At 61.5% G+C, this 18,870-nt stretch carries 16 protein-coding genes; 5 read left to right on the top strand and 11 right to left on the bottom strand.

All coding sequences use genetic code 11. The features are described from left to right. The first annotated feature begins 55 nt into the window (after positions 1-55). Entirely contained in the window at positions 56-859 is an 804-nt protein-coding gene (locus JQK15_RS15625; RefSeq protein WP_251007776.1) for a cation efflux transmembrane domain-containing protein, read from the top strand. On the opposite strand, the gene JQK15_RS15620 is transcribed toward JQK15_RS15625, so the two are convergent. After that, complete coding sequence (locus JQK15_RS15620; RefSeq protein WP_214866343.1) at positions 856-1,803, bottom strand: cation diffusion facilitator family transporter; 948 nt, start codon at positions 1,801-1,803, stop codon at positions 856-858. The genes JQK15_RS15625 and JQK15_RS15620 overlap by 4 nt on opposite strands. A 5-nt stretch (positions 1,804-1,808) precedes the next feature. Next, positions 1,809-2,417: a flavodoxin family protein gene (locus tag JQK15_RS15615; RefSeq protein ID WP_214866342.1), complete on the bottom strand. Its 609-nt coding sequence runs from the start codon at positions 2,415-2,417 to the stop codon at positions 1,809-1,811. A 117-nt stretch (positions 2,418-2,534) separates the two neighbouring features. Here JQK15_RS15615 and JQK15_RS15610 point away from each other — a divergent pair, with 117 nt between their 5' ends. Then, positions 2,535-2,801 carry a hypothetical protein gene (locus JQK15_RS15610; RefSeq protein WP_214866341.1) on the top strand — a complete coding sequence of 89 codons (267 nt, stop codon included), beginning with the start codon at positions 2,535-2,537 and terminating at the stop codon, positions 2,799-2,801. Between the two features lie 338 nt (positions 2,802-3,139). Beyond that, positions 3,140-3,802, top strand: coding sequence for a sigma-70 family RNA polymerase sigma factor (locus JQK15_RS15605; RefSeq protein ID WP_214866340.1), 663 nt, complete (start codon positions 3,140-3,142; stop codon positions 3,800-3,802). Positions 3,803-4,224: 422 nt separating this feature from the next. Here JQK15_RS15605 and mepK read toward each other — a convergent pair whose 3' ends face one another. Further along, positions 4,225-4,761, bottom strand: coding sequence for a peptidoglycan L,D-endopeptidase MepK (gene mepK, locus JQK15_RS15600; protein ID WP_214866339.1), 537 nt, complete (start codon positions 4,759-4,761; stop codon positions 4,225-4,227). 25 nt (positions 4,762-4,786) lie between these two features. Next, complete coding sequence (locus JQK15_RS27455; protein WP_353047214.1) at positions 4,787-5,056, bottom strand: hypothetical protein; 270 nt, start codon at positions 5,054-5,056, stop codon at positions 4,787-4,789. Here JQK15_RS27455 and JQK15_RS15595 point away from each other — a divergent pair. After that, positions 4,979-5,890, top strand: coding sequence for a L,D-transpeptidase family protein (locus JQK15_RS15595; protein ID WP_353047210.1), 912 nt, complete (start codon positions 4,979-4,981; stop codon positions 5,888-5,890). The two genes, JQK15_RS27455 and JQK15_RS15595, sit on opposite strands and share 78 nt — an antisense overlap. 107 nt (positions 5,891-5,997) lie before the next feature. Next, positions 5,998-7,440, top strand: coding sequence for a L,D-transpeptidase family protein (locus tag JQK15_RS15590; RefSeq protein WP_270094077.1), 1,443 nt, complete (start codon positions 5,998-6,000; stop codon positions 7,438-7,440). Between the two features lie 420 nt (positions 7,441-7,860). Here JQK15_RS15590 and JQK15_RS15585 read toward each other — a convergent pair whose 3' ends face one another. The 7 genes from JQK15_RS15585 to JQK15_RS15555 all read right to left on the bottom strand — a co-directional run bounded on the left by JQK15_RS15585 (position 7,861) and on the right by JQK15_RS15555 (position 18,701). After that, a complete protein-coding gene (locus JQK15_RS15585; protein ID WP_214866338.1) occupies positions 7,861-8,019 on the bottom strand; it encodes a hypothetical protein in 159 nt (52 codons plus the stop codon). 316 nt (positions 8,020-8,335) lie between these two features. Beyond that, positions 8,336-10,081 (bottom strand): ubiquinone-dependent pyruvate dehydrogenase, encoded by a 1,746-nt coding sequence (poxB, locus tag JQK15_RS15580; RefSeq protein WP_214866337.1) that lies wholly within the window; start codon positions 10,079-10,081, stop codon positions 8,336-8,338. 255 nt (positions 10,082-10,336) lie between these two features. Then, positions 10,337-11,179: a formate/nitrite transporter family protein gene (locus JQK15_RS15575; protein WP_214866336.1), complete on the bottom strand. Its 843-nt coding sequence runs from the start codon at positions 11,177-11,179 to the stop codon at positions 10,337-10,339. 49 nt (positions 11,180-11,228) lie between these two features. After that, on the bottom strand, positions 11,229-13,049 hold the full coding sequence (locus tag JQK15_RS15570) for an acetyl-CoA hydrolase/transferase C-terminal domain-containing protein (RefSeq protein ID WP_353047207.1): 1,821 nt from the start codon (positions 13,047-13,049) through the stop codon (positions 11,229-11,231). Between the two features lie 20 nt (positions 13,050-13,069). Then, complete coding sequence (locus JQK15_RS15565; RefSeq protein WP_214866334.1) at positions 13,070-15,160, bottom strand: 3-hydroxyacyl-CoA dehydrogenase NAD-binding domain-containing protein; 2,091 nt, start codon at positions 15,158-15,160, stop codon at positions 13,070-13,072. Positions 15,161-15,171: 11 nt separating this feature from the next. Continuing rightward, positions 15,172-16,458, bottom strand: coding sequence for an acetyl-CoA C-acetyltransferase (locus tag JQK15_RS15560; RefSeq protein ID WP_214866333.1), 1,287 nt, complete (start codon positions 16,456-16,458; stop codon positions 15,172-15,174). Next, positions 16,455-18,701: an acyl-CoA dehydrogenase gene (locus tag JQK15_RS15555; RefSeq protein WP_214866332.1), complete on the bottom strand. Its 2,247-nt coding sequence runs from the start codon at positions 18,699-18,701 to the stop codon at positions 16,455-16,457. Before JQK15_RS15555 ends, JQK15_RS15560 begins: the two co-directional genes overlap by 4 nt. Between the last annotated feature and the right edge of the window lie 169 nt (positions 18,702-18,870).

Here is an 18,870-nt window from a genome sequence, read left to right as displayed (position 1 = left end):
CTGGACGCTCACGATCATCGTGACGATGGGGTTGGTGCTTGGCCAGAGCCAGACGATGAAGACCGCCTGGATCGAGGACACGCTGGGGCTTGTACCCCCTATCATGTTCCTGATTGCCGCGCATATGGAACGCCATGCCCATCGCTCGCGCCGTTTCCCCTTTGGCTTTGAGCGGGTCAACGGCCTTGGCTTCTTCGTCGCTGCGGTCGCGCTCACAGCGGTCGGTGCATTGCTTCTCTATAATGCCGTGATGGCCCTTGGCTCGCAGGAGCACGCGACCGTCGGTTCGATCGTCATTCTGGGTCAGGATATCTGGCTGGGCTGGCTGATGATTGCCGCGCAGATCTATTCCCTCATTCCGCCGCTCTTTATTGGTCGCAAAGAATTGCCTCTGGCGAAGGCGCTCAACGACAAGCTGTTGCATACAGATGCGCTCATGAACAAGGCGAACTGGCTTACTGGGGCAGCCGGGCTCGCTGGCATCATAGGTCTTGGACTTGGTTGGTGGTGGGCAGACTCGGTGGCGGCTGCCATCATTTCGCTCGACGTCCTCAATGACGGGATCAAGGCATTGCGATCCTCAACAGCCGAACTGGTTGATGGTGCGCCAAGGGCGCTGTCGAGCACTGAACTTTCGGACGATGCGCAAAGTTTATGCGATCGGCTTCATGCAGAATTTCCCGGTGCCACGATCCGACTGCGTGAGACCGGCCGCCTCATCCGGGCCGAAGTCCATGACGCCCATCCCCCGGCGCAGTGCCGTCATCCGCGCGATTATTGGCCGCAAGGCGAGGACAGGGCCTGGCGGCTGGCGCAGGTCAGCTTCATCCCTCCAGTTAAGGGCGATGGCTCAGACTAGCTCGGCCGCGATTGCTGCACGGCATCTGCCTGCTTTTCCGGTCTGATGTAGATGGAGGTTAGATCAGGGACGCAAGCCTTCATTTCACGCTCAATGTCTTCGATCAGGTGCTCTGCTTCTCCCATCGGCAGGTCATCGACGAAATCGGCACTAATCGCCACAAACACTGCATCGGGCGCCGTGTGGATCGTGCGGACATGATTGACTGCGCTGATCTGCGGACGTTGGTCGAGAATGGCCCATAAAGCCGAAATGATCGCCGGATTGGCGCTTTCGCCGATCAGCAGTCCTTTGGCTTCGCGCGCGAGCAGCATGGCGACACCAGCCAGAATGAGACCGATCACGATCGATGCGAGACCGTCAATCCGTGGATCGGCAAAATGATGGCTGGCCCACACGCCAATCCCAGCAATACCAAGGCCGATCAACGCTGCGCTATCCTCGAACAGGACGATGAAGCCCGCAGGATCTTTCGAACGGCGAACCGATAGCCACCAACTGCTCGATCCCCGCTTTGCATTAAACTCGCGCACCGCAATGGCCCAGCTTGAGCCTTCAAGGAGCGCGGCGACTGCCAGCACCACATAATTGATCGTGGGATCGCGCAAAGCTTCAGGCTCAGCAATGTGCAGCCAGCCCTCATAGATCGAGACACCGGCGCCAACAGCAAAGATCAGAATCGCGACGACGAAGGCCCAGAAGTAGAGTTCGCGGCCATAGCCGAAGGGATGGGTGACGTCGGCTGGACGCCTCGCCTTAGCCTGGCCATAGAGCAGCAGGATCTGGTTGCCGCTGTCGACCAGCGAGTGAACCCCCTCCGTCAGCATGGAAGACGAGCCGCTGATCGCCGCCGCTACGAATTTGGCGATGGCGATCCCGACATTGGCGAAAAGGGCGCCATAAAGGACGATATTGTCGCGGAACCTGCGCGGCAGATCGGCCACAGGACTCAACCGGGATAGGGGCTGGAGCGAAGCAGGCCGGCCAGATGCGCTGCATTGCTGGCGACCATCTTGGCTGTCTTCGTCACCATCTCGGGCGTCTTGTCGAGATCCTTGAAATCAACCGACCCCATCGCTTCGCCGACCCAGTAGCAGGCGGCAACAGCCGGGATCGTCCAGCCCACGTCGTTCAATGCCTGGAACAGCTGGGCGCTGCAAAAATGTGCGCCATCCTCATTGCCGACGATGGCCGCAACAGCGACCTTCCCATAGCTTGGCATCCGGCCCTGATTGTCGGTCTCGGAAAGAAAGGCATCCATCCGCTCCAGCACCCTTTTGGCAACGCTGCTGATCTGCCCCATCCAGATTGGTCCGCCAAGGATCAGAATGTCATGGGCGAGTATCTTCTCGCGCAGTGCCGGCCAGGCGTCGCCATTGCCTTCGTCGGAAGTGACACCTGGCTTGATGTCGAGAGCAGCAATCCGGACCGTTTCGCTGACTATCACATCATTGTGCTTGAAGGCTTCCGCCAGGACGGCGATCATTGCATCGGTAGAACTCTCCTCGACCCCGTCTGCCTTGAGCGTGCAGTTAAGCGCCAGTGCCTTGAGCGGCATAGTTCATCTCCTCAAAGGGACGTGGACAAATGATGCTCGCTCGAGGCAACCATCCATTCTTCGCCATCAGAACTCGCGGGGCGGCAATGAGTTCTTCAAGGCAAAGGAGATTATGTGATGAGCAAAACCAGCCTGTCAGTGTCAGCTGCTTATCATCGCGCTGCAAATACCCGATCGCTTGGAACAGCGAACAGCTCGGGCGCCGGGCAAAAGATCGTTTCCAATATGCTGGCAGGGGACGAGGCAACCAGGATCAGCACTGATCCGCGGGGTTACGCCGGGCAAACGTTCCGACATGGTCAAATCTCTGATGTGCGAAAACTGGTTGGCTTGGCGCTTCACATCTTGCGCGTCAGCGAGAAAAGATCTCGGGCCAATTGGTAGGCGGGCGCGGCGGCACGGCTCGCGCGCACTCGTGCCGACGTGCCGCGTCCGGAAGCCAGACCAGGCATTACGGGGCGTAGCCGCAAGCAAATTGCGCGCTGCTTTCTTAAGACCTGCTGCTTTGCCTACGGCTGCAGCGGGCACCTGCGTTGCACGACTCGAACGGCGACCAGCAGGGTTTCCTGCCGATCATTGCCCAATTTCAGACCACTCGGCTGGCGGATGGCCAGATCAAGGACCCATGCAAACGGCGGTCGGCTTTGACGTGCCGATAACTGGTCTAGGGGAACAGATAGGTGGGCGAAAGGTTCTTTGTACCAACGGTGGAAGGAAGCGACATGCAGAATGAGATAAACGCCTTGGCTGAGATGCCGTGCCTTTGTGACACGGATTTCAAGGCCGAGCTTGCTGCGGTTCTTCCACAGCTTCGCGCATTCGCGCGGAGTTTGGCGGGGCATCGGGATATAGCGGACGATCTGGTCCAGGAGACGATGCTCAAGCTATGGCGTGCGCGTGACCGCTTCATTGCGGGTACTAATTTTCGTGCCTGGGCGTTCGTGATCCTTCGCAACCATTTTCTCAGTGAAATGCGGCGCAATCGGTTCGTTGGCGAATGGGACGATCTTGTCGCTGATCGCTTCCTTGCAGCGCCTGCCGACCAGGAAACGAGCGTCGAACTGCGCGACATGGTACGGGCATTGATGCAATTGCCCGTCCCTCAGCGGGAGGCGCTGATCCTGGTAGGGGCCGCCGGCATCTCCTATGAGGAAACAGCGCAGATTGTTGGTGTTGCGGTCGGAACGATCAAGAGCCGTGTCGCAAGAGCGCGGGCTGCGCTTGAAATTCTCGTCAATAGCGGGCGGCTCGAAAATAGTCGGAGCGACATGAGCACGCAGGACAATGTTGTCGTAAGCATTTTTGACTATTTGGAATCGATCCGTGTGCAGCATGGGCTTGCAGCAAAGCCGTTCGACATCTCGCTGCTGGCAAAAGCCGCCTGATCTCCGTCCCATCCTCACTCTGGCTGCGGAAGGACGGCCTGTTATGTCCTTTGGGCAGGCAAGAGTCAGGCTGGCCATTGTCCTGAATTACCTTAACGTGCTCGAAAGATTGGACCGGCCCTTCGTGAGCCGGTAGGGCCAAGTGCGTGATTTCTACCATCTGAAGATGTCGGTGACGGCCGGAATATTTCCAAGCCGCGCGCCGACCGCCGTCATTTACACTGACGCGCAGCCCTGCGGCAGATCGGCGCCGGGCCTGATGTAAAGGGCTTGAAACCGAGCAACTTACCTTACCTGGCCCTGTGCCGCGGCCAGTTCTTCAAGAAACATAGGAAGATGCGTCGCAAGATCGCTCCGTCTTGCATGCGGTCAGGACCACAGGCCATTTCCTCCTGATGGCTCACTTTGGCAGGACACCCGTCCTACCAATGCCGGACCCGGCCAGTATCGACATGGACGAAATTACTTTCGGGATAATAGCCCACCCCGCCTGCACGCAGCGAGAGGGCGGCCTTGTGAAGATTGGTGAGGCGAATATTTTTGAGCCTTATGTCGACTGCCTTGCCAAGCATATGCTGGCTCTTGGACGCCACGCCCGTCGAATTGCGATGCAGCCTGCCATTGGTCTTTGGCGAGCGATAACCCGAGATCAGGGTGAAGTAGGCGCGCTTGTCTGCGCCAGTCGCTGCCTGGAGATGGACAAGCGTGTCGAGTAAGCTCGTATCCATCCTGATCGCCTCGCCCGTCCGCCAGTCGCGCATGAAATGATTGAGCTCGGCGATGCCATCCCTCCGGAAGCGTCCGCCAGAAAAATAGCAGATGTCGATATGCTCGGAATTATGCAGATTGCGAAAGGCAAGCCGTCTTTCGGGAATCGCTGCCCATGAGGGCTTGGAAAATAACTGCGCCATACCGCAAGCTGCAGCGCCAAACAGCGCCGACCGTCGATCGAATATCATAAATGTCGTTGGTCCCGAACATGCTTCAGGGAGATAAAGGCAGCCCGCAGGCGTTGCCTATGCTCCTGTCATATAAAGTGATTCTGACAACGTGAACAGATCGGTTCCATGGAAATTTCGGATTTTGGCCTCGGTTGGTCTCATTTTTGCGGCTTGGGTACAGGCCGCCGTGCCAGCCACGGATCAGACGGGCGCGCCAGCCACTTTTCCAGCAAGCATCGACCCGGCCATATTCCAGGCCCAGGTCGAGCTCGACCGAGCGGGCTTTGCGCCCGGCATAATCGATGGAAAGCATGGCCGCTTCTTCGTGATGGCCCTCAAGGCCTTTCAGGAGGCGCGCGGACTAGAGCAAAGCGGGGCCCTTGATGCCGCAAGCCGCAAGGCTCTGGCTAGCGACAGGGCGCCAACGCTTATCCGCATGGTTCTGCGAGCCGAAGCGCTGGAGGCATCTTTCACACCGGACATACCCTCAAGGATCATTGATCAGGCCTCGCTTCCCTTTCTTGGTTATCGCAACCTTCTAGAAAAGCTGTCCGAGCGTTTCCATACAAGCAGCGATACCCTATTGCAGCTCAATCCTGGTCTCAACGCTCCCAAAGCCGGAATGGAATTACTGCTACCGGGACTGCTCCCTTCTGATCGGGCCTATGATCCGGGTCTCCCGTCAAGATGGCGGGATGTACTGGCCGATCTCAATATAAGTGCGACCCAGCCCCGCGCAGCCAGGATCATTGTGAGTAAATCGCAGAGCGTGCTGCGGGTTTATGACGGGAAGGATCGGCTCATTGCGCAGTTCCCCGCAACGACAGGCAGCGACCATGATCCGTTGCCGGTGGGGAAATGGATGATCAGGACGACTGCCTTCATGCCCACCTATCATTATAATCCTGATCTTTTCTGGGATGCGGACAGCAGCGATAAGAAAGCGCAGCTTAATCCAGGTCCCAATAGCCCTGTAGGGGTCGTCTGGATCGATCTGGACAAACCCCATTATGGTATCCACGGAACCCCCGAACCCACCCTGATTGGGCGCTCACAAAGTCACGGCTGCATTCGCCTGAGCAATTGGGATGCAGCCCGTCTCGCCCAGATGCTGCAGGCCGACACGCCTGCCGAATTTGTCGCCTGAGGGGCGTCATCGGCCTGTGGCCTCCGATCAATGGCAAGGCCGCGCCGATGCGCCGGAGCCTCGACCAGGGTCGCGCGTTGCAGGAAAGAGCTTGTAAGGAGAAATGCGTGCCCAAGTCCCTTGTCGCCCTTCCGATGGTCGCCATCGCCCTGACCCTGGCCGCGTGCGGCAGCCAGTCTGGTGGAAACGCGGCCGCCACGGCATCGGCGCAGCGGCAAGCGCAATGGAACGAGGATGCAATTCGTGATCTCAAGCAGGCCATTGACAGTCGCGCCGCGCATGGCCTCGACCATCTCTCCTTCGCCGTTGAAGGCGAGCCAGGAACAGGCGCCGGTCAGGACGCGCTTACCCGAAGCGCCCTGCGCTATGCCAGGGCGCTGGCTGGTGGCGCGAGCGATCCCCAAAAGCTCTATGAGGTCTACACTCTGGGCGCCCCCAAGCTGGATCTCGAACGCGGGCTGAAAGACGCGCTGGCATCGGGCAAGCTGCGTGGCTGGCTCGATGGCCTTGCGCCGCAGGAGGAAGACTATCGCAATCTTTCGCGGGCCTATATGGCGCTTGGGAAGCAGGGAAGCGATACCGAAAAAACCATCCCGGACGCAGGAAAGCCGATCGATCCTGGAACATCCGACAACCGCATGCCCGCGATCGCACGGCAGCTGGTGGCGTCGGGCTATCTGGATCGGGTCGGCAATGCCGGCGATCGCTACGCCGAGCCGCTGGTGCGCGCCGTCAAGCATATGCAGGTCGATTATGGCATCAAGCCCGACGGCGTGATCGGCGAAAAGGCCCTTGAAATCCTCAACCTGTCGGATGCCGATCGGGCGCGGGAAATCGCCGTTGCCATGGAGCGGATGCGGTGGCTTGACCGGGCGACGCCCGGAACGCGGATCGACGTCAACCTCGCCGCCGCGCGCCTCACTTATTGGCGCGATGGGAAGATTGCCGACACGCGCAAGGTTGTGGTGGGCGAACCGGACACCGAAACGCCCCAGCTTGGATCGCCCATCTATCGGCTGGTGGCCAATCCGACCTGGACGGTTCCTCGGTCGATTCAGAACAAAGAGATCGCGGGCAAGGGCGCTGGCTATATGAAGCGCAATGACATGGTCTGGAAGGATGGCTGGATCGTCCAACAGCCAGGCCCCAAAAACTCGTTGGGGCTGGTCAAGTTCGACATGAAGAACGACCACGAAATCTATCTTCATGATACGCCGGCCAAGCAGTTGTTTGCCGAGGTTCAGCGCCAGCGCAGCCATGGCTGCGTTCGAGTGGAGGATGCGATTGGTTTTGCCGAGAGGATAGCTCGGGACGAAGGCATACTCGATCAATGGACTAAGGCGCGCGCGACCGGCAAGGAAAGCTTTGTCGAACTGCCGCGGGAGATACCTGTTCGCCTTTTCTATTCGACAATATTGTTCGATGATGACGATGCGCCCATAATCCGGGCAGACCCTTATGGTTGGAATGCTCGGGTGGCAGAGGCCCTTGGCTTTGGCCCGCGGGAGGGGGCCCGCGTTCGAGCCGGCGGCGATGATGTCGGGCCTTGATGAAACGCAGACGCCGGCGCCGAGCCTGACTAGCGTTCATATTTGGGACGTAATGGTAGCCCAAGCCCATGTCATTTCCGGACCCCTGGAGATGAGATCCCATTGTCCAGCGCCGGCGTTCAGAGCCTGCTCAAGGTAAAGATCAGCTATGGGATCACCATATTCTTGGGCACCTGCCAAAGCAGCGAGCTTCATGGCCGCAGCAGCGGCCTTGCCGCGATCGCTACTTTGCAGGTGACCGGAAAAATCGAGGCATTCGTCACTGCCCAAAGGGTCGCTCTCGAGGCAGCCGACCGAGCTCGCGCCTTGCAAGATCTGGGCCGCAGAGGAGGTGCAGCCCCTTGCTGCCGAGTGAATGCCTAAAAAAGTGGGGTAGGTGTGGACGAAGCGCGCGTTGACGGCGAGAGCTAGTTTTGGCGGCTAATCGAGGGTCTGAAGATTGAGCTGTGCGCCTACCAGTCTGGCCGGCAGGACGTAGCCGTCGAACCGCTCGTAAAGCGGTGCCAGGATGTTGCAAACTACGGTTTCGAGATCCTCCTCGATCTCTTCGATCGAGACCATCGCCTTGACCTCGGCCATATCCGAACGGAACCCATTTCTGCCATTCAGATCAAAGAGCAGGGCGGCCGTTGACCAAATGATAAGCACCCGTCCGGCAAGGCCGGTATACCGTGCCTGATGTCGGATGACGCTGCTGGCTGCCGCGCCACGTGTCCGACAGAGCTATGCGGCGTGCTTCAGAATTTCAGCGGCGTGTGTGATGGCCGGGCCACTCTCCACAGGTAGAAGACCGGGGCCTTTGAAACTGCACTGCTATGCAAATTGCACGCAGCTTTTTAAGCCGCACTGGTGCCACTTCCTGGATGAAACGCACCTATCGAAAGCAAAATAGTCCTCAGAACAGCTTTCGCAGCAGCCCGGCATTGGTCTTGCCAAGTTCGATGATGGCATCGCCGCGGCCGCTCATGATCGCCTTGGCCATATAGAGGGTGAAGCCCTTCATCTGTTCAAGCGTGACCTTGGGCGGGAGCGACAGTTCGGTTCGCGCGGTGACGGCATCCAGCAAGGCCGGGCCGGGATGCGACAGAACGTCCCGCATCGCGCTGTCGAGATCGCCGGGATCGCTCACCCTTACGCCATGGATGCCTATGCTGCGCGCCATGGCCGCAAAATCCGGATTGTCGAGCGCGACACCTGTTTCGACAAGGCCGGCCGCCTTCATTTCCATCTCGACAAAGCCCAGGGTACCGTTGTTGAAAAGGATGATCTTCACTGGAAGTTTGAGCTGCCGCAGGGTCAGTAACTCGCCCATCAGCATAGCTAGGCCGCCATCGCCCGACAAGGTGACGATCTGCCGATCGGGATAGGTAACTTGCGCGCCGATGGCCTGCGGCAGCGCGTTGGCCATCGAACCATGGTTGAAGGAGCCAAGCAGTCGGCGACGGCCATTCATCTTGAGATAGCGGGCCGCCCAGACTGTCGGCGTGCCGACGTCGCAGGCAAAGACCGCGTCGTCGCTTGCCTGTTCGCTTAGAACCCGCGCGACATGCTGGGGATGCAGGATCCCGCCCGGCTTGCCATCGGCAAGCTCGTCCAGTCCCTCGCGCGCCCTGGCATAATTGTCTTTGGCTGAAGCAAGGAAGGCGGTGTCGCGACCGCCTTTGAGCAAGGGCAGAAGGGCTTCGATCGTCGAACCGACATCCCCCACCAAGCCAAGATCGATCGGTGTCCTGCGTCCCAGATTTTCAGGGCGCATGTCGATCTGCACGACCTTCGCCCTGGTCGGATAAAATTGACGATAGGGAAAATCGGTGCCGAGCATCAGCAGGAGATCGCAGGCCATCATCGCCTCATAGCCCGACGAAAAGCCGATTAGACCGGTCATGCCCACATCATAGGGATTGGCATGTTCGACCCATTCCTTGCCGCCCAGCGCGTGAACGATGGGCGCCTGGAGCGCACCGGCGATCTGCAGCAATTGTTTATGGGCATCCCTGCAGCCTCGCCCGGCAAGGATCGTGACGCGCCCAGCCTCGTTGAGCAGGGTTGCCAGTTTCTCGATCTCGCGGGGCGCCGCGTGGATCAGGGGCCGGGCGGGCAGGAGGGCCTCGATTGATCGCGCGAGTTTTCCCTCGGCGGCCTGAAGCGCCACGTCGCCGGGGATCGATACGACGGCAACGCCGCGATGCCCTACCGCAGCACGTATAGCCGTCTCGAGCGTGCGCGGCATCTGGTCAGGATCGGAAATGGTCTCGCAATAGACGCTGCAATCCTTAAACAGGGCTTCAGGCTTGGTTTCCTGAAAATAGTTGGAGCCTATCTCGGCACTGGGGATCTGCGCGGCAATGGCGAGGACGGGAACCCGGGTTCGGTGGCAATCATAGAGGCCGTTGATCAGATGCATGTTGCCGGGGCCACAGGACCCCGCGCAAACGGCCAGTTCACCGGTCAGCTGCGCCTCCGCACCGGCGGCAAATGCGCCTGCCTCCTCGTTCCGAACATGGATCCAGTCGATCTTGCCCTGACGCCGCAGGCTTTCGGTGATGCCATTGAGGCTATCGCCCACCACGCCATAAATGCGTTTCACCCCAGCCAGATGGAGCGTCTGGGTGAAGAGGTCGGAAACGGTCATTCTGGACATTGGCGAGCTCCGGGCAAGGCATCAGGATTTCGGGGCCTCTCCTGGCACGGACCGTTGCATTGGATGTCCCCGCCTCGCACCCGCGCCGTCCTTCCAACACCTGAACCAGGCGATCGTTGCGTGGCTCGACGGGCGATGCGGCCATCATGCTGAGCGAGGCTTCCAACGGGTGTCATGCCGCCCGCGGCAGGCGCCTCCATCCGACCTTTTCTGCAGGACGCCAACCGCCCTGGCGGCCATGCCGGCATCGCCCCCTCATTCGGTTAGGTCGCTTCGCATCTGCCCATGGGCCAGGACCGCGAACAGGCCGCTGCCACCGATGATGTTGCCGATGAGTGCAGGGAGGGAGAAACCGAACCAGGCCTGCTGGAAGCTGACCTCGCCGCTCAGCCAGAGGAAACTGATCTGGGACGAGCCGGTGACGACATGCGAAAAGCCGCCAAGGCCGATGACATAGGTCAGAAGGAAGATCACCCAGAATTCGCTGCCTTTGGCATTGGGCAAAGCCCAGGCAATCGCGGCCATGATGAAGCCCGCCGGAATGCCGAGCATCAGGGTTTTCGACCAGTCCTGCCATTCGAGCTTGGCGAGAATATCCAGCGCCACGATGCGCTGTTCATGCGTGATGATGACCTCACCGGCCATCAGCGCGCTCACGAGCGTGACGCCGACAAGGTTCCCCACCAGCACGCAGGCCCACAGGCGCGCGAGCCGGCCCAGATTGCCAAGGCTCGGACGGGTCGCGACCGGCAGCACCGCTGTGACCGTGCTTTCGGTAAAGAGCTGCAGCCGCCCCATGATCACGATCAGATATCCGACCGGATAGCCCAGCAGGTAGATGAGGGGCGCCCAGTCTGTGTCGGGCAGCCTTGCCCGCAGGAACAGCTCGGACATGAGCGACAGGGTGATCGCGAGGCCGGCGGCGAGGCCAGAAAGCATGAGTGCCAGGATCGGTCGATCCAGCTCTTCCTCGCCCTGGAGCCGCACGACCTCATGGACGACCTTTGTCGAACCCGTGCTGCGCTCCTCGACATGGGCGGCCTCTTCCGCGTCAAGATCGGGGTGCGGGCTATCCTTGGCTTCATGCATCTGGACCATTCCCCTGTCTGCCGAGATGACGCCTGCCCTGGTCGCCGCTTTCCTGTCCTTACTGTCCGGCACTGCGCAGGGCCCCCAGGATGAGCGCACGGTAGCTATGCTCCCTGACGCCATGGGGCGCATCCAGCCCCATGCGCTCGAGCGCGGCCAATTCCGCTTCGTCAGGCTGACCACCGCGCAGGCCGCGCGCAACCAGAGTGGCCAGCTGGGCGGGCCTTGCCGCATGGTCTGCCAGATATTGCATCGCCGGCAGCAGCCGCTGCTCGATCAGCGTAAAGTCCGTGCCGAACGGGAAGGGCGGGAACGTCTCGATGGGCATGGCCGCGCCGATCCGCTCGGGCAGATTATCCCTGTGTGCTTCGGGAATGTCCCAGTCGGGCGCTATCTTGCCTGCGGACCGTGCCTTTTCCACAAGTTCGCGCTGAAAACGGCTGTCGGCAATGGCGATCAGGCGCTGGATGACCTGCTCATCGCTTTGGCCGCGCAGGTCTGCAACGCCATATTCGGTCACGACCATGTCGCGCAAATGGCGCGGGATGGTTTCATGGCCATAGCTCCAGACAATATTGGACCGGGTCTCGCCCTTGTGACGCCGGGTGGCGGGCAGGGTGATGATCGAACGCGCGCCGTCGAGTTCGAGTGCCTGCGCCACGAAATTATACTGTCCGCCCACGCCGCTGACGACCTGACCATCTTCAAGCCCGTCCGAGATTGTGGCGCCCAGCAGCGTGACCATCATGGCGCTGTTGACGAAACGGGCCTTTTGCCGCGCCTTGCGCTTGGCCGCTTCGTCGCCGAACAGCGCATTGATATAGCTGATCTCGCGCATATGGATGCGATTGCGCAGCTTTTCGTCCATGTCCCGCAGCGCGGCGTAGAAGCTGCGCGGGCCAACGAAGAAGCCGCCATGCACGATCGCGCCATCCGCTTCACGCTTGACGATGCCGGCCCTTATGAGATCGAGGAAACAGTCGACCAGCATCTCGGTCGGCGCATATAGGCCTTCCTCAAAGGGGCCGGTTTCCCATGGCTCGGGAGCGCCCAGCCGGTCGAGCGTTGCGCGATAGGCATCGGGCCGTTCCTGCCGGAGGATCAGACTGTGGGCGATCGCGTCGCCGATCGCGCCGATGCCGATCTGAAGCGAGCCGCCATCGGCTATCAGTGCGGCAACATGGGCGCCGATGGCGTGCTGGGCAGGGCTTACGGGTTGGCGTGGCGGTCCGAAGAGGGGAAAGCGTGTCTGAGCGCTGTCGAGGATGATCGCGAACCGATCAGACGGGATTTCGGCCGGCCCGCGCATGAAGGGCAACTCGTCATTTACCTGACCGATCAGGGCAAAATCGGCCCGGCCCCGATCGCGCTCGGCAAGCAGGTCGAGCGTCATGTCGCTATTGCAGCTCAGGCTATAGCTGTTTGCCCGTCGCGCCACGATCTGCGCCACGACATTGACGCCCTGGTCGATCAGATAGCGCATCGCATGGGTATAGTTGGCCGCGATATAGTGGCGCTGCGCATCTCCATTGCCGAGCCGGCTGCCGGCCTGGAAGAAAAATTCATTCACCTCGATATTCGCCGGCATCTCGCCCGCGCGCTGCGCCTGCGCATAGGCAAAGCGCGGATATCCGCCCATTGTCCGCTCGAACACGGGGGCGAGGAAGCGACGCTCGAGGTCCGTGCCGAGCGAGGGCTGCTCGAGCGTGAGCGCCGTGAAGATACGCAGCCTGATGGCGGGATCAGCGCTGGCACGGGCGAAGAGGGCATTGACGATATGGGGCGCCTTGCCAAGGCCCAGCGGCAGGCCAAGGACGATATGCCCGTCGGTGCGAGCGATGATGCGGTCGGCTACCTCTTCTGCCGAACCAAGTTCCACAGGCTCGGTCCCGCCGGTCCTCATTGCAGCATGTCCCAACCCGGATCGGGCCGGAACCGCTCGCCATGGGCTTCGCGCAGCCCTTCCAGCACGGCTTTTACCTCGCCAATCCCGCGTGCGCGGGCATAATGGAGCGGTCCGCCACGAAAGGGCGCAAATCCGGTGCCGAAGATCATGGCAGCGTCGATGATATCGGGATCATCGGTCACCTTCTCGCGCAGGACCGCAGCGGCCATGTTGAGCATCGGCATGATGAGCCGGTCCGCCATCTCCGGCGGGGGCTGCGGGGCGCTGTTCTTGACCGCATGGCCGTCCTTCCAGGCATATATGCCTTTCCCGGCTTTCCGGCCCAGCTGACCCGCCGAAACCTTGTCTGCCAGCCATATCGGCGTGGCCGGCATGGGCCAGTCCAGTTCCCGTTTCAGCATGTCGGCAACCGCAAGGCCGATATCGAGGCCGACCTGATCGGCAAGTTCCAGAGGGCCCATGGGCATGCCGAAATCGATTGCCGCCCTGTCGATCGTCTCGGGCGCGATGCCCTCGTCCATCATCGTCATGGCCTCAACCAGATAGGGGGTGAGGATGCGATTGACGATGAAGCCAGGGGCGCTGCGGGCCGGGGCCGGCAGCTTGCCTATCATGCCGACAAAGGCTTTTGCGCCTGTCTCGACTTCCGGATTGGCGCCGTCATGGCTGACGACCTCCACCAGGTCGAGCCGCGACACGGGATTGAAGAAATGTATGCCGATCAGCCGCTCGGGATGGCGCAACCCCTCGCGCAATTGCTCAAGCGGAATGGAAGAGGTGTTGGTCGCCAGGATTGCGCCGTCCTTCATGCGTGGCTCGGCGCTCGCATAGAGGGTGCGCTTGAGATCGGCCTTTTCCGGGGCAGCCTCGATCAGGAGGTCGGCTTTGGCGATGCCCGCACCATCCAGGTCAGGGATCAACCGATCGAGCGCATCGCGAACCTTGAGCCGATCTCCATGGGCGAGCTTTTCATACAGCTTCGCGGCTCGGCCAAGAGCAGCGCCAATCGGCTCGGGTTTCACGTCGGAAATGCTGGTGCGCAGGCCGCGCCAGGCGCACCAGGCCGCGATGTCGCCGCCCATCGCGCCCGCACCGATGACATGGACATGGGCGATCGTCTTATCACCTGGCCCCGCGAGTCCCTTGAGCTTCTGCCGCAGGAAGAAGGCGCGGATGAGATTTTGCGCGCTATCGCTCATCATGAGACGCGCGAAGGAGATGATCTCCGCCTGTTTCATCGCCTCTCGGTCGCCCCCATGAGTTTCCCAAAGGTCGATGAGCGCATGGGGCGCAGGATAATGGGCCAGGGATGCCCTGGCTTCAGCCTGGCTGCGCATCTGCCGCGCCGCCAGATGTCGGACTGGCGCGGCTTCCTTCAGGCGAGCCAGCAATGCCTGACGGCCCTGATCCATGTCCCCTTCAACCGCTGCCATGATGGCGGCGTGGACATGCCGTTCAGGGACGACCGCATCGACCAGCCCCATGTCTTTCGCGTAGCCAGCATCAATCGACTTGCCGGTCAGCATCAGCTCCATCGCCGCGATCGGATCGCATAAATGGGTGAAGCGTGCCGTGCCGCCGAGCCCTGGATGAAGGCCAAGCTGCACTTCGGGGAAGCCGAGCCTTGTACCTTCGATGGCAATGCGCTGATGGCACGCCAGCGCGACCTCAAGGCCGCCACCCATGGCATAGCCGTGGATGACCGCAATGGTTGGAAGGGTCAGCGCTTCGAGACGGTCGACGATCGCATGCGCGGCGGCGATCCGGTCGCGCACCATCGCCTCGTCGCGCATGTCACGAAATTCGCTGATATCCGCGCCGGCAAGAAAGCCCTGTTTCTTGCCTGAGCGAATGACCAGCGCCCGAGGCGCTCGGTCGGCGATCATGTCGAGTATATGGCCAAGCTCTTCGAGCACGGCCTGGGACAGCAGATTGGTGTCCGTTCCCTGCTGATCGAGGACAGCCCAGCCAATGTCCTGGGCGTCTCGCGTGAAGCGCCAGTGATGCAGGGCGCCCGCGCGATGGGGCGCGGGACCGGTCTCAAGATCGCGATCGGCAAGAAAGGACCAGACAGGATCGTTCATCATGGCCTCCTTCACAGCCGTTCGATTAACATCGCGCCGCCTTGGCCGCCGCCGATACATTGGGTGGCGATGCCGCGCCTGAGCCCGAGCCGCTCCATCGCCTGAACAAGATGCAGTGCGATCCGCGTGCCACTCGTGCCCACCGGGTGCCCCAGGGAAATCGCGCCGCCATCGACATTGAGGCGCGAGGGATCGATTCGCCCGGCCGCCCCCTCAAGGCCCAATATGGTGCGACAGAATGCTTCGTCCTCCCATGCCGCAAGGCATGCCAGCACCTGCGCAGCGAAGGCTTCATTCAATTCCCACAAGGCGATGTCTGCCAATCCAAGACCGTTGCGCTTGAGGAGTGCCGTCGAGGCGAGCACCGGACCCAGGCCCATGATGGCGGGATCAAGCGCCGACCACTGGCTGTCGACGATCCGCGCGCGGGGGACGAGGCCATGGCGCTCGACGGCTTCCTGCGATGCCAGGATGGTCCAGCAGGCGCCGTCGCTGATCTGCGAACTATTGCCCGCAGTGACCTTCCCATAAGGACGCTCGAAAACGGGCTTCAGCGTCGCGAGCTTCTCTGTGTTGCTGTCGGGTCGCACGCCATCATCCCTGGAATGGACGGTTCCATCCCTGGCAAAAGCGGGCACAACTTCCCCCTCCAGCCATCCTTCCGCTTGCGCCCTGGCAAGACGCTTGTGGCTTTCGACCGCATAGGCGTCCGCGTCCGCCCGCGAGATTGAAAAGAGGTGCGCCAATATTTCTGCGGTCTGGCCCATCCCCAGATCGGTGATGGGATCAGTGAGGCCGCGTTCCAGTCCGATTATGGGCTTGAGGAAGTCGGGCCGAAATCCGCTGGCCGCTTTGAGCGAGGCCAGGGGGCTGTTCTTGTCGCCCTGCATCGCGGCGAACCATTGGACCGCATCCTGCCGAAACACGAGGGGGGCGTGACTGAGCGCTTCGGCGCCACCGGCCAAGATGAGGTCGCTGCCACCGTCGGCAATATAGCGGTAGGCAGTGTCCATCGACTGCATGCCCGAACCGCAATTGATTTGAACGGTAAAGGCGGTCGTCTGCGTCCCGCAGCCCAGACGCAGCGCCGCGACGCGGGCTGGATTGGCTTCATCGGCGATGACATTGACGCACCCCAATATGACCTGATCGAAATCGGTGGGGGCAAATTTCTGCCTCAGCAGGAGCGGGCGCCCACATTGCACCGCCAGGTCAACAGGCGTGAAGGGGCCGGGGCCGCCACGCGCTTTGAGAAAGGGCGTTCTGGCGCCGTCGACAATGTAGACCGGCCGGCTCATTCGGCGGCCTGAGCCAGATCCGATGCAGCGGGATTGCGCCGCAGATCTTCGGGTGCGAAATCATCGACGGCGATGACGTCCGCGACCGCGCGATCGGCTTCTTCAAGCTGCGCCAGTTCTGTGCTCGACAGCAGGCCGCGCTCGTGCGCCTTGGCCCAATCCTTGATCCATGCCTTGCGCAGCCGGTCGTGGATCGGCTGGGTATCGACCATCAGGCGGAAGGCTTCGGTCAGGCGGGCGACGGGTTCTTCCGGGCCACCGATGAACACATTGTCGATCAGCCGTTCGCGCGCTGGGCAGGGTTCCAGGATGATCTGCGCGCACTGGCGGATGGTCCGGTCCGTCGGGCCATGACGACGGCGGCCGAACGGCAGGATGAACAGGCGCAGCATCCAGCCGACGGGCCGCGCGGGAAAATTCTCGATGATCTCGACGAACCTTTGCTCGATCGTGGCAAAGCCGCTGTCCATGCACCAGGCGAGCAGGGGAAGATCATCATCCTGGCGCCCTTCATCCTCCCACCGCTTGAGCGCGCCGGAAAGAAGATAGAGTTCCGACAGGATGTCGCCCAGCCGGGCGGACAGGAGTTCGCGCCGCTTGAGCTCGCCGCCCAGGGTCAGGAAGGATATGTCGGATATGAAGGCAAAGGCCGCGGCATAGCGGCTCATCTGGCGATAATAGCGGGTCGCGCGTCCGGCTTTGGGCGCCGGCGCAAACAGGCCGCCGGTCCAGTTGCGCGCGAAGGCCCGGATCGCGGTCTTGAGCGCGTGGCCGACATGCTTCCACAGCACATCGTCGAACTGCGCCAGCGCCCGCCCGCGATTGGCATCGGCGACCGCGCGGATTTCCTTGAGCAGATAGGGATGGGAGCGGATCGCGCCCTGGCCAAACACCATCAGGCTGCGGGTGAGGATATTGGCGCCCTCGACCGTGATGCCTACCGGGATCGCGCGATACTGGTTGCCGAGATAATTATTGGGTCCGTCGATCACGCCCTTGCCGCCATGCACATCCATTGCGTCGTTGATGACGGTCCGCATGCGTTCGGTCGCATGCAGCTTGAGGATCGAGGAAATGACGGCGGGGTGGTTCCCCTGATCGAGCCCCGCGCAGGTAAGGCGGCGCGCGCCATCGAGCAGATAGGCATTGGCCGCGATCCGCGCCAGCCGCTCCTGTATGCCTTCGAACTTGCCGATCGGCAGGTTGAACTGGGAGCGGACCCGCGCATAGGCACCGGTCGTATGGGCCGCAAAGGCGCCGGCGGCTGCAGACAGGGAGGGCAGGGAAATGCCCCGGCCGGCCGCCAGCGCGCTCATCAGCATTTTCCAGCCCTGGCCGACGCGATCCGGGCCGCCGATGATGTTGTCGAGCGGGATGAACACGTCATGGCCCTCATTGGGGCCGTTCTGGAAACTCTGCATCGAGGGGATATGCCGGCGCCCGATCGACACGCCGGGCAGGTCGGTGGGGACAAGCGCGACCGTGATGCCGATCTCCTCCTGCCCGCCCAGCAGATGGTCGGGATCGCGCAGCTTGAAGGCGAGGCCCAGCAAGGTCGCGACCGGACCCAGGGTGATATAGCGCTTGCGCCAGTTGAGGCGGATTCCCACCACCTCCTCGCCGTCCCACTGACCCTTGCAGATGACGCCTTCGTCGACCATCGCGGCGGCATCGGAGCCGGCTTCCGGGCTGGTCAGGCCAAAGGCGGGAATTTCGCGTCCGTCCGCCAGCCGCGGCAGCCAGTAGCGCTGCTGTTCCTCGGTTCCAAAACGCAGGATGAGTTCGCCCGGGCCCAGGCTGTTGGGGACCATCGCAGTGACCGCCGCAGATACGGATCGGGTGGCGATCTTGCGGACAATCTCGCTATGGGCGAAATTGGAGAAGCCAAGGCCGCCATATTCCTCGGGAATGATGATGCCGAAGAATTTTTCCTGCTTGAGATAGTCCCAGGCTTCCTGCGACAGGTCGTGCGTTTCCCAGGTCATGCGCCAGTCGTCGATCATGCCGCACAGCTGTTCGACAGGGCCATCCATGAATGCCTGTTCTGCGGCGGTCAGCCTGGCGGGCGGCACGGCAAGAAGCTGATCCCAATCCGGATTGCCGGTAAACAGGGCCGCGTCCCACCAGCTGTTGCCGGCTTCGATCGCTTCGCTCTCCGTAGCGGAAAGGGCGGGCAGGGCTGCCTCGACGAGGGAGAAGATCGGGCGGGTCAGGATTTCACGGCGGGCGTTGGCAAGCATCATCTCTGTCCTTTTTGCTTGCCCCATGAACGCGGAAGACCCCGCACATGATCCGTCGTCTGTGGAAGTCGTTGCTGGACGCTGGCCGCAAAATGGCAGTCGCCAACCGGAGGCCGGCCAGCGCTGTTGGTGATGTTGTCGACAGGTGCGTTGGCTGATTGGTCGTGGCCTG

Origin of the sequence: Sphingobium sp. BHU LFT2 (assembly GCF_018604485.1) — a bacterium.
Classification (GTDB): Bacteria; Pseudomonadota; Alphaproteobacteria; order Sphingomonadales; family Sphingomonadaceae; genus Sphingobium; species Sphingobium yanoikuyae_A.
This window is presented reverse-complemented; position numbering and strand designations above follow the sequence as displayed.

What these genes read in the sequence shown, in the direction of transcription:
- JQK15_RS27455 (WP_353047214.1), bottom strand. Translation starts at nt 5,056, where the DNA reads ATGCTTTCCATCGATTATGCCGGGCGCAAAGCCCGCTCGGTCGAGCTC.
- JQK15_RS15575 (WP_214866336.1), bottom strand. Translation starts at nt 11,179, where the DNA reads ATGGTCCAGATGCATGAAGCCAAGGATAGCCCGCACCCCGATCTTGAC.
- mepK (WP_214866339.1), bottom strand. Translation starts at nt 4,761, where the DNA reads ATGATATTCGATCGACGGTCGGCGCTGTTTGGCGCTGCAGCTTGCGGT.
- JQK15_RS15615 (WP_214866342.1), bottom strand. Translation starts at nt 2,417, where the DNA reads ATGCCGCTCAAGGCACTGGCGCTTAACTGCACGCTCAAGGCAGACGGG.
- JQK15_RS15560 (WP_214866333.1), bottom strand. Translation starts at nt 16,458, where the DNA reads ATGAGCCGGCCGGTCTACATTGTCGACGGCGCCAGAACGCCCTTTCTC.
- poxB (WP_214866337.1), bottom strand. Translation starts at nt 10,081, where the DNA reads ATGTCCAGAATGACCGTTTCCGACCTCTTCACCCAGACGCTCCATCTG.
- JQK15_RS15555 (WP_214866332.1), bottom strand. Translation starts at nt 18,701, where the DNA reads ATGATGCTTGCCAACGCCCGCCGTGAAATCCTGACCCGCCCGATCTTC.
- JQK15_RS15610 (WP_214866341.1), top strand. Translation starts at nt 2,535, where the DNA reads ATGAGCAAAACCAGCCTGTCAGTGTCAGCTGCTTATCATCGCGCTGCA.
- JQK15_RS15605 (WP_214866340.1), top strand. Translation starts at nt 3,140, where the DNA reads ATGCAGAATGAGATAAACGCCTTGGCTGAGATGCCGTGCCTTTGTGAC.
- JQK15_RS15585 (WP_214866338.1), bottom strand. Translation starts at nt 8,019, where the DNA reads ATGGCCGAGGTCAAGGCGATGGTCTCGATCGAAGAGATCGAGGAGGAT.
- JQK15_RS15625 (WP_251007776.1), top strand. Translation starts at nt 56, where the DNA reads ATGAAGACCGCCTGGATCGAGGACACGCTGGGGCTTGTACCCCCTATC.
- JQK15_RS15565 (WP_214866334.1), bottom strand. Translation starts at nt 15,160, where the DNA reads ATGAACGATCCTGTCTGGTCCTTTCTTGCCGATCGCGATCTTGAGACC.